This window comes from Aeromonas sp. s3, from assembly GCF_040907805.1.
Taxonomy (GTDB): domain Bacteria; phylum Pseudomonadota; class Gammaproteobacteria; order Enterobacterales; family Aeromonadaceae; genus Aeromonas; species Aeromonas dhakensis.
The window spans coordinates 1-16,262 of sequence record NZ_JBFOCQ010000009.1 but is presented as its reverse complement, the minus strand read 5'-3'; the positions used below and the strand labels follow the sequence as shown (position 1 = coordinate 16,262).

At 55.8% G+C, this 16,262-nt stretch carries 9 protein-coding genes and 1 pseudogene; 4 read left to right on the top strand and 6 right to left on the bottom strand.

Annotated features, from left to right (window positions below; translation table 11 throughout):
• Window positions 1-14 precede the first annotated feature (14 nt).
• From AB5Y98_RS04785 to AB5Y98_RS04775, 3 genes are all read left to right on the top strand, one after another.
• Complete coding sequence (locus AB5Y98_RS04785) at window positions 15-3,302, top strand: DUF5107 domain-containing protein (RefSeq protein ID WP_368231435.1); 3,288 nt, start codon at window positions 15-17, stop codon at window positions 3,300-3,302.
• Window positions 3,303-3,374: 72 nt separating this feature from the next.
• Window positions 3,375-4,829: a sugar porter family MFS transporter gene (locus tag AB5Y98_RS04780; RefSeq protein ID WP_368231434.1), complete on the top strand. Its 1,455-nt coding sequence runs from the start codon at window positions 3,375-3,377 to the stop codon at window positions 4,827-4,829.
• Entirely contained in the window at window positions 4,826-5,716 is an 891-nt protein-coding gene (locus AB5Y98_RS04775) for an aldose 1-epimerase (protein WP_368231433.1), read from the top strand. The genes AB5Y98_RS04780 and AB5Y98_RS04775 overlap by 4 nt, the downstream gene beginning before the upstream one ends.
• A gap of 330 nt (window positions 5,717-6,046) precedes the next feature.
• Here the strand turns inward: AB5Y98_RS04775 and AB5Y98_RS04770 are convergent, their stop codons facing one another.
• The 6 genes from AB5Y98_RS04770 to AB5Y98_RS04745 all read right to left on the bottom strand — a co-directional run bounded on the left by AB5Y98_RS04770 (window position 6,047) and on the right by AB5Y98_RS04745 (window position 15,518).
• Complete coding sequence (locus tag AB5Y98_RS04770; RefSeq protein ID WP_336290832.1) at window positions 6,047-7,417, bottom strand: McrC family protein; 1,371 nt, start codon at window positions 7,415-7,417, stop codon at window positions 6,047-6,049.
• A complete protein-coding gene (locus AB5Y98_RS04765) occupies window positions 7,404-9,947 on the bottom strand; it encodes an AAA family ATPase (RefSeq protein WP_368231432.1) in 2,544 nt (847 codons plus the stop codon). Before AB5Y98_RS04765 ends, AB5Y98_RS04770 begins: the two co-directional genes overlap by 14 nt.
• A gap of 65 nt (window positions 9,948-10,012) precedes the next feature.
• Window positions 10,013-10,261 (bottom strand): hypothetical protein, encoded by a 249-nt coding sequence (locus tag AB5Y98_RS04760; RefSeq protein WP_336290834.1) that lies wholly within the window; start codon window positions 10,259-10,261, stop codon window positions 10,013-10,015.
• Window positions 10,262-10,385: 124 nt separating this feature from the next.
• On the bottom strand, window positions 10,386-12,800 hold the full coding sequence (hsdR, locus tag AB5Y98_RS04755; protein WP_336290835.1) for an EcoAI/FtnUII family type I restriction enzme subunit R: 2,415 nt from the start codon (window positions 12,798-12,800) through the stop codon (window positions 10,386-10,388).
• An 85-nt stretch (window positions 12,801-12,885) separates the two neighbouring features.
• Window positions 12,886-14,067: a restriction endonuclease subunit S gene (locus AB5Y98_RS04750; RefSeq protein ID WP_336290836.1), complete on the bottom strand. Its 1,182-nt coding sequence runs from the start codon at window positions 14,065-14,067 to the stop codon at window positions 12,886-12,888.
• Window positions 14,064-15,518, bottom strand: coding sequence for an N-6 DNA methylase (locus AB5Y98_RS04745; RefSeq protein ID WP_336290837.1), 1,455 nt, complete (start codon window positions 15,516-15,518; stop codon window positions 14,064-14,066). Before AB5Y98_RS04745 ends, AB5Y98_RS04750 begins: the two co-directional genes overlap by 4 nt.
• Before the next feature lie 199 nt (window positions 15,519-15,717).
• Here AB5Y98_RS04745 and AB5Y98_RS04740 point away from each other — a divergent pair.
• A pseudogene (locus tag AB5Y98_RS04740) lies at window positions 15,718-16,262 on the top strand (transposase); the annotation flags it as partial.

The following is a 16,262-nucleotide window of genomic DNA, read 5'->3' as shown; positions in this document are numbered from 1 at the left end:
GTGAGGCGAGATTGATGAGAGCTGATGTCAAGGTCTGGGTCGAAACCATCACCCTGCCGACCTACGAGGTGGGCGCTGAAGATCCCAACCCCATGTTTCTCGAGAAGCGGGTCTATCAGGGCTCTTCGGGGGCCGTCTATCCCTATGGCGTGATCGATACTCTTACCGGTCAGAAGCAGATGAAGCCCTATCGGGCGGTCTGGCTGGAGAACGACTTCATCAAGGTGATGCTGTTGCCGGAATTGGGCGGTCGCATCCACCGTGCCTATGACAAGGTGATGAATCGCGACTTCGTCTATTACAACGAAGTGATCAAGCCCGCGCTCGTGGGGCTGGTGGGGCCCTGGATCTCCGGCGGCATCGAGTTCAACTGGCCGCAGCACCATAGACCCACCACCTTCATGCCGGTGGACTTCACCATCGCGGAGCGCGAGGGCGGCGCCAAAACTGTCTGGCTCGGCGAGGTGGAGCCGATGCGTGGTTTGCAGGTGATGGCGGGCTTCACCCTCTACCCCGACAAGGCGCTCATCGAGATCACCGGCAAGGTGTTCAACGGCAACGATACGCCGCGCCATTTCCTCTGGTGGTCCAACCCGGCAGTGAAAGGGGGCGATGCCCACCAGAGCGTCTTCCCGCCCGATGTGACCGCCGTCTATGACCACGGCAAGCGCGACGTCAGCGCCTTCCCCATCGCCCGTGGCACCTACTACAAGGTGGACTACTCCGCCGGAGTCGATATCTCCCGTTACCGCAACATTCCGGTGCCCACCTCCTATATGGCGGACAAGTCCGACTACGACTTCGTCGGTGCCTACTGTCATGACGAGCAGGGGGGCCTGTTGCACGTGGCGGATCACCACGTCTCGCCGGGCAAGAAGCAGTGGAGCTGGGGCAACTGTGACTTCGGTCTGGCCTGGGATCGCAACCTGACCGACGACAACGGCCCCTACATCGAGCTGATGACCGGGGTCTATACCGACAACCAGCCCGATTTCACCTGGCTGGATGCGGGGGAGGAGAAGGTGTTCGTGCAGAACTTCCTGCCCTACAACACCCTCGGCACTCTGCAAAATGCCAACACACGCGCCGCCATCAAGCTGGAGCGTAGCGATGACGGCCTCGTCTGCGGGGTCTATGCGGTGGCGCCGCTTTGCGGGGCCAGTTTCGAGGTAAGCGACGAGGGGGGCGTGCTGTTTACGCAACTTCTGGATCTGCAGCCGGGTCAGGCCTGGATGGAGCCATTCACCATCACCAGTGAGGGACGTTTGCAGGCCCGTCTGCTGGATGAGCAGGGTCAGTGCGTGCTGAGTTACCTCGAGCATCAACCCGCGGGCGAGGCCTTGCCGGATCCGGCCACCGCACCGGCGCCCGCCGTCAATCTCGACTCGGTCGACGAGCTCTACTTCATCGGCCAGCATCTGGAGCAGTATCTGCACGCCAGCCGCTCGCCCTTTGATTACTACCTGCGGGGGCTGGAGCTGGATGGCGGCGACTATCGCTGCAACCTGGCACTGGCGACCCTGGAATACAACCGTGCCAACTACGAGCAGGCGCTGGTTTACGCCAATCAGGCACTGACCCGGGCCCATCGCCTCAACAAGAACCCCCAGTGTGGCAAGGCGAGCTTGCTGCGCGGCCATATCGAGGAGCGGCTCGGCCAGTTCGATACCGCGTTCGATGACTTTTACAAGGCGACCTGGAGCGGCAACTGTCGCGATGGCGGCTTCCTCGGGCTGGCCCGTATCGCCATGGTGCGCCGCGATGCCTTGCAGGCGCTGCAATTTGTCGAGCGCAGTCTCGCCGTCAACGGCACCCACTACGGCGCCATCGCTCTCAAGGGATTGGCCCTGCTGGAGTCTGGTGAGCCGGAGGCAGCAATCGCCTATATCGACGAACAGCGCGTTCGCTATCCACTCCACTATCAGCTGGCCTTCCTGCGCTGGCTGGCAAGCGAGCAGGCCGCCGATCGCGAAGCGCTGGTTCGTATTTGCAACGGACGTGGCACCAACCTCTGCTTCCTCACCAGCGAACTGCTGAGCTGGGGGCGCCCCGAACTGACCAGCAAGCTGCTGGCAGCCCTGCCGATGGAGGAGACCTTGCCGCTGCTGTTCGAGGCGAGCTTGTTGGCCGCGGGGCCGGAGCAGGAGGAGCTGCTGATGCGGGCCGAGCAGGCGTTTGGCCGCAAGGTACGTTTCCCCAACACCTTGGGCGAGGTGGCCATGCTGGCGCAGATTTCCCACAGCTGGTTTGCCAGCTATCTGCTGGGCTGCTTTCACTACAGTAAGCGCAACTACGAGCAGGCGATTGCCCTGTGGCAGCGGGTGTGCGAGCAGGCACCGGACTTTGCCCCGGTCTGGCGCAACCTCGGTATCCACCACTTCAACAAGGTAGGTGATATGGCGGCGGCCGAGCAGTGTCTGCGTCGCGCGTTTTCCCTAAAGCCGGACGATGCGCGGCTGCTGTTCGAGCTGGATCAATTGCACAAGCGTTGTGCCATGGCCCCCGCAGAGCGGCTGGCCCTGCTGGAGGCGCACCGTGCGGTCGCCCTCAAGCGCGATGATCTGACCGCCGAACTGCTCAGCCTCTATCACATTACCGGTCAGCTGGATGCGGCGGCCGAGATCTTGCGGCTGCGCGAATTCCACCCCTGGGAGGGGGGCGAGGGCAAAGTGACCGGTCAGTACCTCATCAACCAGCAGCGCCGGGCGCTGGCGTTGATGACTCAGGGACGTCACGAGCAGGCTGTTCCGTTGCTGCAACAGGCGCTGCACTACCCCCTCAATTTGGGGGAGGGGCGCCTTGTAGGACAAACCGACAACGACATTCACTACCTGCTGGCGCTCTGCCATCTGGCCTGTGACCACCAGAGTCTGGCGGCCCAGTGCCTGCAACAGGCTTGTCTTGGTCAGGGGTCGCTGGGGGCCAGCCGCTACTACAACGATCAGCCGGTGGATTACCTCTTCTATCAGGGTATGGCGCTGGCTCGTCTTGGACGGATTGCGGAGGCACAACGTCTGTTTGAAGGGATGGTGGCTTGGGCCGAGCAGGCAATGGGCGAGTCGGTCGAGGCGGACTTCTTTGCCGTTTCGCTGCCGGATCTCATCGTGCTGGATGACGACCCGCAGCACAAACACCGTCAGCACTGTCTGCTGGTCCGGGCCCTCGGCCAGTTGGGGCTGGATCAGCGTGAAGCGTGTTCCCAGACCCTGCGCGAGCTGCTCATCTTGAACCCGGCTCACGACAAGGGGCAGCTGTTCGCCCTGATCTGCCGCGAGCTGTCACTTAATCCATCACAGCCATAACAACAACGGGCGCCCTGCCACGGTACGGGGCGCCACTGCACCCTACAATCGACAAGATAATAAGGATGAGTCATGGAACACACTCAACATCGCTCGGATACGCACCGGCTCAACATGGGCTACGTCTGGATGATCTGCCTGGTGGCCGCCTGCGGTGGCCTGCTGTTTGGTTACGACTGGGTGGTCATCGGCGGGGCAAAGCCCTTCTATGAGGCCTATTTCTCCATCACCGACCCGGCCCAGTCCGGCTGGGCCATGAGCTCGGCGCTGGTAGGCTGTGTGCTGGGGGCCGCCATCTCCGGTTGGTCGGCGGATCGTTTCGGCCGCAAGAAGCCGCTGATCCTGGCCGCCATCCTGTTTACCATCTCGGCATGGGGCACGGCTGCGGCCAGCAACTTCGATCTGTTCGTGGTCTATCGCATTGTGGGGGGGATCGGTATCGGTCTGGCTTCTGCGCTCTCGCCCATGTACATCGCCGAGATCAGCCCGGCCGACAAGCGGGGCAAGTTCGTTGCCATCAACCAGCTCACCATTGTCATCGGTGTGCTGGCGGCTCAGCTGGTCAACCTGATGATCGCCGACCCGGTGGCGAGCAACGCCACCCAAGCCGATATTCTGGCGACCTGGAACGGCCAGTCCGGCTGGCGCTGGATGTTCGGTGCCGAGCTGGTACCGGCGCTGGCGTTTCTGGTGCTGATGTTCTTCGTGCCGGAGTCACCGCGCTGGCTGGCCAAAGATGGCCAGTATGAGCAGGCGGCCCGCATGCTCGGCAAGATTGGCGGGGATGCCTATGCCAAGCAGACGCTGGCCGAGATCCGCCAGACGCTGGTGGGGGAGTCGGCGCACAAGGTATCGCTGGCGGAGCTGGGTAAACCCTCGGTGCGGCCGATTCTCATCATCGGGATTGTGCTGGCGGTGTTCCAGCAGTGGTGCGGCATCAACGTCATCTTCAACTATGCGCAGGAGATCTTTGCCTCCTCCGGGTTTGACATCAATAGCACCCTCAAATCCATCGTCGCCACCGGTCTAGTCAACCTGCTGTTCACCCTGATTGCGCTGCCCATGGTGGACAAGATCGGTCGTCGCAAGCTGATGCTGATTGGCTCGGCTGGTCTCACCATCATCTACGGCATGATGGCCGCGGCCTATGCCAGCGGCGTGCTGGGCTTGCCGGTGTTGCTGCTGGTGCTGGCGGCGATCGCCATCTATGCGCTGACCCTGGCGCCAGTGACCTGGGTGCTGCTTTCGGAGATCTTCCCGAACCGGGTACGCGGGCTGGCCATGTCAGCCGGAACCCTAGCGCTCTGGATCGCCTGCTTCGTGCTGACCTACACCTTTCCGCTGCTTAACGCCGGGTTGGGGGCCGCAGGCAGTTTCCTGCTCTATGGCCTTATCTGTTTCGCCGGGCTGATTTTCATCTACCGCAAGGTGCCCGAGACCAAAGGGGTGACGCTGGAGGCGCTGGAAACCCAGCTGGCCCAGGGCAAGGTGGAGTTGACGCCGACCAAGGCGAGCGCCTCGGCATGACGGTCTACACATTGAGCAACCCGCATCTTCGGATGCGGGTTTCAACCCAAGGGGCCTGTGTGCTGGGGCTGGAGGATGAGCAGGGGCGCCCGCTGCTGCGCAATACCGACCCCGTTGTTCCTTGTGATCCCGGGCAATGGCATCCCGGCGAAAGCGCCCTTTTTCCCATGGTGCCGCTGGCCAATCGGGTGGCAGGCAACCGTTTTGAGTTGTGGGGAGAGGAGCATGGCTTGCCAGAAAGCCCCATCGATCCCGACTTCTTCCTGCATGGCGATGGCTGGTTGCTGCCATGGCTGCGGGTGGCAGGCTCAGCCAGTTCGGTGACGCTGCAACTTACTAGCCAGTGTGGTCCTTTTCACTATCTGGCAGAGATTGACTATCGGCTGCAGGGTGTGAGTCTGCTGGCACGCATCAGTCTGACGCATCTGGGGGAGGCGCCCTGTCTCTACGGCGCCGGTTTTCATCCTTTCTTCTGGCGCGACGAGCAGACAAAGATTCGCTTTCTGGCGAGCGGCGTCTGGCAGGAGGGGACGGATCATCTGCCGATCGATTGGACGAGCCGGCTGGCGCCCCACCTTGACTTTCGCCAGTGGCAGCGCCCGCAAGGGTGGCTCAACCACTGTTACGGTGGCTGGCATGGTACGGCCGAGCTGGTGCACCCCACCCGCCAACAGCGACTGAAGGTAGTCAGCGATGCCTCCTTCCTGATGCTCTATCAGCCGGATGAAACAAGCGGTTTTGTTTGTCTTGAGCCCCAGAGCCACGCCGCCAATGCCCACCACCTGGCCGGTCACCCCGGTTTGCGGCTGCTGCAGCGCGGCGACACCATGAGCATCGCCATGACCATCACCCTGATGCCAGCGTTGATAGATGGTTGCCAGGCGTAACGGGATAAGTGGCGAGATTGTGCGGATTGGGTGTTTGCCGAAAACAGAGGAATAAAAAAGGGCCACCTCTTGCGAGGTGGCCCTTTCCAAACGTTTGGGCTGGCGGAGTCTGAATTTGAATTATAAGATCATGATTTTATTTGTTTTTAATTTTAATTCGTGAGTGTTTGTGGTACATCTGGTGGTACACGCTGTAAAACCACTCCTTCCCAAAAGACACATCCATAACATTCCGTAGCCTCGCCGTCTTCACAAGATGCGGGTTCAAATCCTTGCCGGTCGCTCACCTAGTCATGTAGTCACGTAGCCACCGCTCTTGCTACGAACGCTTCACTGCAAACATCGCAGCTGTAACTGGCATTGAGCAGGCAGTACCAAGCGAGACTCAACGGCATCAATCACAAACGGCACCACCCACAAGCGCATGGTTTTTTGGCCAGCAACTGGGAAATCAAATGGCTGGGCTATCGGCTCCTGAAATGCGCGATGGGCTGGGTACACCAGGAACATCTCTCTGTCTCCATCAGGGTCATCAAAGTAGTGATGGCCATAGGCAAACATCTGATAAAAATCACCTTGTTGCAGATCGTATTTGTCGGTGCCATTCCCTTTCGCGGGGTCTAGCAGTTTCCATTTCGTATCCAGCACGCTGATCACCTTGCTGCCCTGCTCAATCACCATATCGGGTTTAAGCCGAAACCATGCAGCGTCATGATGGGAAACCAGGTGTTTGCGCTGTGCCTGGGCGGTTAACGTCAGTAGCGGTGGGAGTGTGGCTCGCAGCGTTTTCGCCACATAGTTTTCAAAAACCCGTTCCATCGGGAACAGCAATGAGATTGCCCGGTGCCCCCCGCTCATGGTTTGCGGAGAAAAACCCTCTAAAATCAATTTCGCCCATGCCAGTGGCGTTTGGTAATGGCTCATTCCCCGGTCAATGCGCAAGCGGGCAAAATCGCACTTGTAGTTGGCACTGAGCGGCACCTCGCAAAAGATAAAGATCAGCTCTTGCAGCAACCTTTGGTTACTCCCACTGCGCGTGATGGCAGTCAGCGCAACCAGTGCCGAATGCAACAGGCGGTTGGCAGGGCGATCGACTAAGAATTCATCATATTCACAATGGAACTTGTGTTTGGTGATGATGTTTTGACGCAACTGACGGGCGGTATTGAGCTTGCCCTTGAGGTAGCTCAGATTCTCATCACAGCGAACATAGTCACTGCGCAGCCCCTTCTTGACCAGGGTATTCACCGAATCAAGAAATTGGCTAATGAACACCTCCAACAACGGCATTTTTTGCTGGCGAATGTTGGCGTTCGTTGTTTGAAGATGGGAAAACTCCCGCAATGCTCGCAGCATGATCAACAGCGCATGCCGGGCCTCTTCACAGTGGGCGTCAGGCGAAGGTAGTGCGGTATCGTTGTCCTGAACTGGCCTCCCCAGCTTGGGCAACACCTCAACTTGAGTACCATCAGGGGTGAAGATCACCCCTGCATAATTTTGTACCTGTAGCGCTTCCACGCCGAGTTTCTTGCACAACCGGAACAGGCGATTATCCTGACCGCTCCCCAGTGCCATCTCCTTGAGATAACGAAACGCCAAGGGCGAAATTGCCTCTACCTCATGCGGGATCGAGGTAATACCACTCTCCTCGCTCACCAGATAGGCGTACTCAAAGAGCGCAATATCGTTACGAAGTGACATCTTCTACCTGCGCAGCAGAAGGTTGTGATGCATGATCCCGCACGTACCGTTGGGCCACATCAGGGTCATAAATTGCCAGATAGGCCATGCCCTCATCCCACACCGAATGCTCATGATCCGCCAGCTGATAACGGTGCTGGTTCACCCCGAACTGATCCGGCTCATAGTCATTGCCAAACAACATCTTGAATTCGATCGGATGCTGTTGCACAAATTGCAGCTCCGCCAACTCTTTGCCACTGACCTCTCGCTTTTGGTTATCCCCGAGTACCAGGCGGATCTTGTGCCAATCCTCATAGAAGTACTCCTGCAGTAGCGGGATCACCTTGGTCTGAAATGCCTCCTTGAGTGCGAGCAAGGCGCCAGCGTGATCGCCATTTTTCACCGCCTGATAGGCTGGATAAAAGAACGCATGTCCCAGCGTATGCTCGCGGTCATAAAGCACCTCAATACGCTGATTGAGCCTATCAAGCAGCATGCCAAGGCTGAGCCTGTTACCTTTACCCTTGCCGATATCGATGGAATCATGACCCGCAAAAAGACTGCTATCAGGCATCATCTCAATGAAGTCAAAGCGACGGCGTAGCGCAGTATCCATCAATGCCAAAGAGCGATCTGCTGTATTCATGGTGCCGATGATATCGACATTCGATGGCACACTAAATGGCTTGCCGCTGTAGGCAAGATGAATGGTCATGGGATGTTGGCCACCGGCCCGTTTATCGATTTCAACCAGCGAGATTAGCTCACCAAAAATCTTGGAAATATTGCCGCGGTTGATCTCATCAATAAACATGGCGTACTGATGTGAAGGGTCTTGTTCGGCACGACGACACAGTTTTAAGAATTCACCCGGCTCAACCGAATAGTGAATATTACCCTCATCGTCAGTCGCAGCTCTCAACCCCTCAATAAACTCCTCGTAGCCATAAGATTGATGAAAGGTGGTTGTCGCATAACGCTTGATTTCGTCGGCAGATTGCGGCCCGTGGGTCAGTTCAGCATGTAACTGCACCAAATCATCCACCAACTCCAGCCGATCATCGAGCAGCAGCCATACGGCGTCGCTTGATTTATCAAAGACCCCGGGTTCACTGCGCCCCTTGTAATTGACCGTAGCCGACTCTGCAATGGTAAATTTCTGCAGATAGCTCCACGCCGTTTGCGCCAGATTATCGGTACGTCCGTTAATGCTCGCCTTAGTCTGGAAGAACTTACTGCTCACAATATCGGCCACTTTGGCGCGCTTGCCCAGACTCAGCAATGACAACACCAGCACCTGCATCCAGTTAAGGGGGGCCAACTTATCGCGAAGCCACAGCGACTCATCCATCACGGCCGGGCGATGGGTGTACTCTGCTTGCAGCTGTTGCAACTTGTGGGTTTTACCGGTTCCTGGTGGCCCGTAATAGATGACATTTTTAGGCTGTGTGCGAACAGGGTCTGCGCTAGTCATATAGTCTGCGTCTTCCTCGTTGATCTGATTATCAGTCTGGTGGGATTGGGCATGGCTGTCATCTTTCACTGGCTCAACGAGCCATTCATACAGGTTCCATAGCAAGATATTACGGGTATACAGATCCCACTCAGTGGGTACGAGAGGGATCACCGCCGCCAGCAATGCTTGATTGTCCGCTAACCAATCATCGCTGAGTTGAATATCAAGTTGAAATTGGCTTTGCAGACTCTGGCATAGAGGTTTGAGGCGAGAGCCATCCGCAATGCTGGTGTAACGCTCGGGAGCGGCCGCGCCAAAAACCCGGTTAATGACAACCTTAAGAAACCGTTTAAAAGTCCCGTCACTCTTCCAGCGTTTAAAGACTTGGCGATAGGTCTCTGCCGTGGGAGCCTGAATGATTTCCCCGGTCAGCTGGCGTAGGAATTCAAGATTGTTGTTGAACTCCTCGTTATACATAATCCCCTGGCCAGCACTGGCGATGCCATTGGTTTGCTCACGCCACAGCTTATTGATATCGGCATCCGTCAACGGCTTACCACGCCTTATCCCGTCGGCCAATTGGCAGGTAGCCTGATAGTCCTCATACCATCGCTGATTAAAATCATGTGCTTTTGCCCATCGCATAAACTGTACTAACGAGTGGTTATCCTTACCGGCCTCCCACAGATCCGCGAGCGGAGCAGAAACATCAGTCTTGATCGCAATGCCTGATGTTTGCGAACTCCAAGTTTGATCGGGCAGCGCGGCTTTTAGCAGCAACATCGGCAATAATCCCGCCTGACATGATTGCCGCAAGTCTTGCAACTCAAACTTGATGTAAGAGCGGTTCTGATCCTTATCTTTCCAGTCTGAATCATTAAACGGGGCTTGGGTGACGACCCCTTTGGCAATGATTCCGCGCGGCTCCTTACCCAGGCGGATCAGATAAACCGTATCTCCAAATTGAGGTTGTTTACTTCGACAAGACCAGCGGATCTCATCGCCCTCGTGATAGTCCAGTAGGCCGGTTGCACTGCCATCACCACCGGTAGAAAATTGCTCAGGATTCCAAGTCAACAAAAAAACTGACATACACAATCAACCTCAACATGCGCCTGGATAAGCAGGCTATGGAAATGTGGAGTCAGGCAATCCCGCTATGCCTGTCTGCAATACGGCAAAAGAAAGAGAGCGGTAGCGGCAATAACTGCCATCGTCTCGGATGGTCTTGGGCTTAACTTCCCTGGTAATTCTTGAAGTTCTCCGCCTGGTAGGCTCGCCACAGAAGTAATCAGTGTGTGGAACAGGGGGCGCAGCAGATCCAGGTGGTTGCGTACCTCGGTAAGTGACTGGCGGATGTCTTCAAAGTTGACCTCATCGCTCATGGAGTACATGTCCAGCGCCATGTGATCCGGCTCTTGATGCCGATGTAGTCAACAACCAGTCCCTTTTCCTGCCCTCAAACTTGCGGTTCACCCGCGAGGTGCTCTGGAGCAGGTTGTGTTTTTGCTGCAACACTTTTCATCTCCCTCATCGCCCTTGATAGAGATACTTCTGGAAGCCGACGAAGGCGCTGCGTACAGCATCAGGAGTGCCCAACTCGGCAAAGGCATCGGCCAGTGCGTTGTTGTATTTGAGTTTGAGCAGTGGCCCCAGCTTGGTGTCATCCAGTTCGGTCACCCCCTCTTTGACATAGTGACCCAGCACGAAACTCAAGAAGGCTTGCTGCTTGCTGTTAAACTCCTGGCTCAGCATGGCCTCTGCTTGCGTGGCTCGCTCTTCCCGGGTCATGGGGTCATCGGCATAGGCCACATGTGCTAGCACATCAAACAAGTCGCTATCCTCGGCTTCAATCAGTTTTTGCATTTCAGTCAGCTGGTCAATGCCAAACCCTTTCTCTGCAAGACCATCAAGCAGCTTCTTGCGGGTGCCCGGTTCACTCCAGAGCGCGCGCAGCTCGTCTTCATCCTTGAAAAACTCCGGCAATTTGCCAAACAGCTCGTCCATAAATTCGGCGGCTGACATCGGCGTACCATCCGGGTGCCAGAAGCTGGTGGCGCTCATGTGTTGGATCTTGCGGGCCTTGCCGTCAGCCAGCTCAATTTTGATTTTGTCTTTCTTCTTGCAGGTGCAGGGCTTATTGCCGCACACCTCGCACTGATACTCGGGCTCAGGCTCTTTCAGGCAGACACAAGGGCGCTGGCCACAGACTTTGCATGGTTTGGGCGGAGCTTTCTCGCAGGAACAAGGGGAGGTGCCGCAGCGTTCACAAACCTCGGCTGGCAGGGGCTCACCATCCCACTCGGGGTCGCTAAAGTGGTGATGGGCTTTTACAAAGTCATGCAGGGTGAAGTAATCCTTACCATCACACAGCCGGGTGCCTCGGCCGATGATCTGTTTGAATTCGATCATCGAGTTAACCGGACGCATCAGCACGATATTGCGCACATTGCGGGCATCTACGCCGGTTGAGAGCTTTTGCGAGGTGGTCAGGATAGTCGGTATCGATTTCTCGTTATCCTGAAAATCTCGCAACCACTGCTCGCCCAGCGCCCCGTCGTCGGCGGTTACCCGGTGGCAATAGTCGGGGTGCTTGACTGTGTTCATCTGGTTGATGAGATCTCGCACCGCCAGCGCATGATCTTGGGTGGCACAGAACACGATGGCTTTCTGGCGCTGGTCAATCTCCTTCATAAAGATCTCGACCCGTTTTTTCTCGCGGGCGCCGATCTCTATGATGCGGTTCATATCCTGTTCGGTGTAAACCCGACCTCGTTCTACTTCCCCCTGAATCACCTTGTCATCAGAGGTGTAGATGTACTCATCCAGTGTGGTGGCATGTTGGCGCACCCGAAACGGTGTCAGGTAACCATCGTTGATCCCTTCTTTGAGGGAATAGCTATAAACCGGCTCGCCAAAGTAGGCATAGGTATCGACGTTATCCTTGCGCTTGGGGGTTGCGGTCAGCCCCAGTTGTACGGCAGGTTTGAAGTAGTTGAGGATATACCGCCAGTTCCCTTCGTCGTTGGCGCCCCCTCGGTGGCACTCATCAATGATGATGAGGTCGAAGAAATCGGCGGGGTAGTCACCAAATACCGGGGCTGGTTTGCCCTCGGCATCGGTGCCAGTCATAAAGGTCTGGAAGATGGTGAAGAATATATTGCCATTCTTGGGGGCACGGCCTTTCTTTCTGATCTCATCGGGGGAGATACGCACCAGAGCATCTTCCGGGAAGGCAGAGAAACTGTTGAATGCCTGATTGGCCAAGATATTGCGGTCGGCCAGAAACAGAATGCGGGGGCGGCGGGCCGGTTCACCTTCGCTCTTCCAGTCATTGGTGTTCCAGCGACTATGAAAGAGCTTCCAGGCCAACTGGAAGGCAATAAAAGTCTTGCCGGTGCCAGTTGCCAGGGTCAGCAGAATGCGATCTTGTCCTTCGCTGATAGCCTTCAATACCCGCTCGATGGCGATATCCTGATAGTAGCGTCCCTGCCAGTAGCCGCCTTTGTCTTCAAAAGGTACGGCAGTGAAGCGATCCCACCAGCAATTTTGCACCGCAAAGGTGGCATTCCACAGCTCATCGGGGCTCGGGAAGGCCAGGGTCTCCCCCTCCTTGCCGGTCTCCATATCGATGGCGTAGATACCCTGGCCATTGCTCGAATAGGTAAAGCGGATGGCCAGCTTGCTGGCGTAATCCTTGGCCTGACCCACCCCGGCGGTGAGCGGCTTGTCCCACGCCTTGGCCTCAACCACAGCTAGCTTGGTATTGCGATACTCCAGCACATAGTCGGCAGAGAGCGCCTTGCCCCGTTTACCGTTACCTTCCAATCGCCCCAGGGTGATCGGGTACTCGCGGCGAATGCGGCTGCCCGGGGTGACGCCCCAGCCAGCAGCCACCAGCATGGGGTCGATATGGTCGCTGCGGGTTTCTGCTTCGTTTTTCACATTATCTCCCTGTCTATGTGGCCAACTGCCGAGCAATCCTCGATGGTTGCTGTGCTGTCATCTGTTAAGTTCCAATCACAGCCATCTATAACTGGCCGCTAAAGGCTTGCTGCAACAGCGATTGTTTTAGCTCGTCGAGTGCTGCAATTTTGCGCTGATAGAGAGATTCAAGGCGCTGGGTGGCATCAAAAATTAAATCCATTTGAGCCGCAATTGATTTCTGAACATCCAATGATGTTGGAAATGCAATAACAATTCGTCTTAGATCCTCGTTGTATAACCTTAAAATGGTTGCACCTTTGGTTGCATTCCATTCACAAGCACCATAAAAATGATACAAAAAACAGTTAAGAACTTGCGTTTGATCGTTCGCAATCCAGACAATATTAGAGTCTTGAAAATAAGCATCATTTCCATCAAAAATGACACGCCGACCAATAGTTCCTGCCGCAGACAGAAGGATGTCCCCTTTTTTGGGGAATGAATATTTTTCTTTATATTGGCTATAAAGCTCAGTTGATATAAATGAGTCTGCCTTTTTTCCAAAAGATCCAATCTTATAAAAAGGAATGTCGCCAATCGCACTTGTCTGTTCTTTGAGAACTCTCTTGCACATAGACACCTTGCCGATGTCACCAAGAGTTTTCTCCACCCACCCATTACCACGTTGGCTAAATACCGACTGGAGATAGCTTTCAAACAGGGCGCGGGCATTCTGGCGGTTCTGTTCGGCATTGGCGCGGGCTGCTGCGATGGCATCAAAGGCCTCATCGAGGATGGCCACAATACGTTGCTGCTCGTGGATAGGGGGAAGGGGGATCTCTATGTTTCTGATAAGAGGCATGTTCAAACCTCTACGGTCTTTGTCATCATCACCAGTGAGACGCCTAATTTCTTGATATCGGCCATGTAAGTTGGCGTAAAGAAATTCAGGAAGTAACTGCTTTTGATTATTAGGAAGAATACTAACTAGCGACTGATTACAAGTCGCTAAAGTACGAAGTAATGCTACAGTACCTTTAGTTTTTCCTTGGCCGTTCAGCGCAATCATTACTGAGTTAATTGGTAACAACCTGGCGCTTGAGTTATTCAGACCACTCTCAGTTATACGGCCTTCACAATCAAAAATTTCTTTCTGATGAATGTCGCCAGATACAAGCCATTTAATATTTCCGCCAAAGAACGCTTCGTTGTTTCTACTTGGTGTCCCGCCAGTCATTAGCGAACAAACATCACCAATTTTTGCTTTATTCCAGAGGGTCTTCATACCAGCCCCCGGATAGTGGCCAGCAGTTCAGCGCTTTCGGCATCCAGCAGAGCGATCTCATCCATGATGTCACTTGGGCTGCGATGCACCACTTCTTCACCGCCGTTAGGATTTTTCACCGACAGGTCATAGCTCGCGGTATCGATATCGGTGATATCCAGGCTCCAGCTCTTATCCGAGTCGGCAAAGTTGGCCTGCAGTTCGACAAACTCTTTCAGGTCGTCGTCATTAAGCGGGTTGGTCTTGCCCAGATTACGGCCCGGGTCGAGTTGATAGAACCACACCTTGCGGGTCGGCTCGCCCTTGGTAAAGAAGAGCACCACGGTCTTCACGCCAGCCCCCTGGAAGGTGCCGCCCGGGCAATCCAGTACGGTATGCAGGTTGCAGCTCTCCAGCAGCAATTTACGCAGCGCCACCGAGGCGTTATCGGTGTTGGAGAGGAAGGTGTTCTTGATAACGATGGCTGCACGACCACCCACTTTCAGCATCTTGATAAAGTGCTGCAGAAACAAAAATGCCGTTTCGCCAGTGCGAATGGGGAAGTTCTGTTGTACCTCTTTGCGCTCTTTGCCGCCGAACGGCGGGTTGGCGAGGATCACCTCCATCCGGTCTTTGTCCTGAATATCGCTCAAGTTTTCGGCCAGGGTGTTGGTGTGCTGGATATTGGGCGCTTCGATGCCATGCAGGATCAGGTTCATGATGGCGATGACGTAGGCGAGGCTTTTCTTCTCCTTGCCGTAGAAGGTGCGGGTCTGCAGGGTGGCCAGATCGTCGGTGGTCAGACCCGGCGTGGCGCTCAGGTAGTCATGGGCTTCACACAAGAAGCCAGCCGAGCCACAGGCGCCGTCATAGATCCGCTCACCAATACGCGGTTTGGTCACCGCAATCATGGCGCGGATCAGGGGGCGGGGGGTGTAGTATTCGCCGCCATTGCGCCCGGCGTTGCCCATCCGCTTGATCTTTTCTTCGTAGAGGGCCGACAGCTCGTGTTTTTCAACCTGGGAGCGAAAGCGCAGCTCGTCGATATAGTCGATGATATCGCGCAGGGTGTAGCCACTGCGGATCTTGTTCTTAATCTCGCCGAAGATCTCGCCAATCTTGTATTCGATGGTATCCGGCCCGCTGGCCCGCTGCTTGAACCCTTCCAGGTAGGCGAACAGCTCTTTATCGACAAACTCCACCAGATCGTCACCGGTCATGGCCACGTTGTGGTCAATCTTGCCATCGGCACCCTTAGGGGCGGCCCAGCTCGACCAGCGATAGCGAGGCAGCAGGATCGGAGTATAGGGTTTGCCTTCCAGCAGCGCTTCGCTCTCTTTGTCTTGCTCCAGCGCGTCGAGGTACTTGAGGAACAACAGCCAAGAGGTCTGCTCGGTGTAATCCAGTTCAGAGCTGCAGCCCGACTCTTTGTGCAGGGCGTCGTCGATATTCTTGAAGGCTTGATCAAACATGAAAGGCATCCGGGTAAAGCATGGGCATAAGCGCCGGTCACAGGTGCGCTTATTGCTAATGGATTGAGTTGGCGGCCATTCTACCGCCTTGCACGGATGCCATAAACCGCTATGGATGCTTTTGGAGCGATTGTAGTGGTCTAATCATCCCGGACACCATTTTAGGTGGTACAGTCGCCACCCAGACCTGAGGTGTTCAATGACAAGATTACGTCGCTCATTTACTGCCGAGTTCAAGCTGGAAGCCGCATCCCTGGTGCTCGACCAGGGATATTCTGTCCCCGAAGCCAGCCGTTCACTGGATGTCGGTGAAACCGTGCTTCGCCGCTGGGTTCAGCAGCTTCAATCCGAACGAACTGGCACAACCCCGATCAGCAAGGCGCTGACCCCGGAACAGCAAAAAATCCAGGAGCTGGAAGCCCGTATCAACCGGCTCGAGCGCGAAAAGGACATTCTAAAAAAGGCTACTGCTCTCTTGATGGCGGACGAATTCACACGTACGCGCTGATAGACCGATTAAGGGAGCAAGCCCCCATCACCCTGGTCTGCTGCGCTTTTGATGTTCCCACGTCCTGTTTTTACGACTATCAGGCTCGCAAACGGGTGATTAACCGTGAGCGGATGCAACAACGCAGCGAGTTGCGCCGTTTGTTCAAAGCGAGCCGGGACTCGGCTGGCAGCCGCGCCTTGATGTCGATGATGCAAGAGTTGGGACATCAGATTGGTCGATTCAAAGTGCGCAGT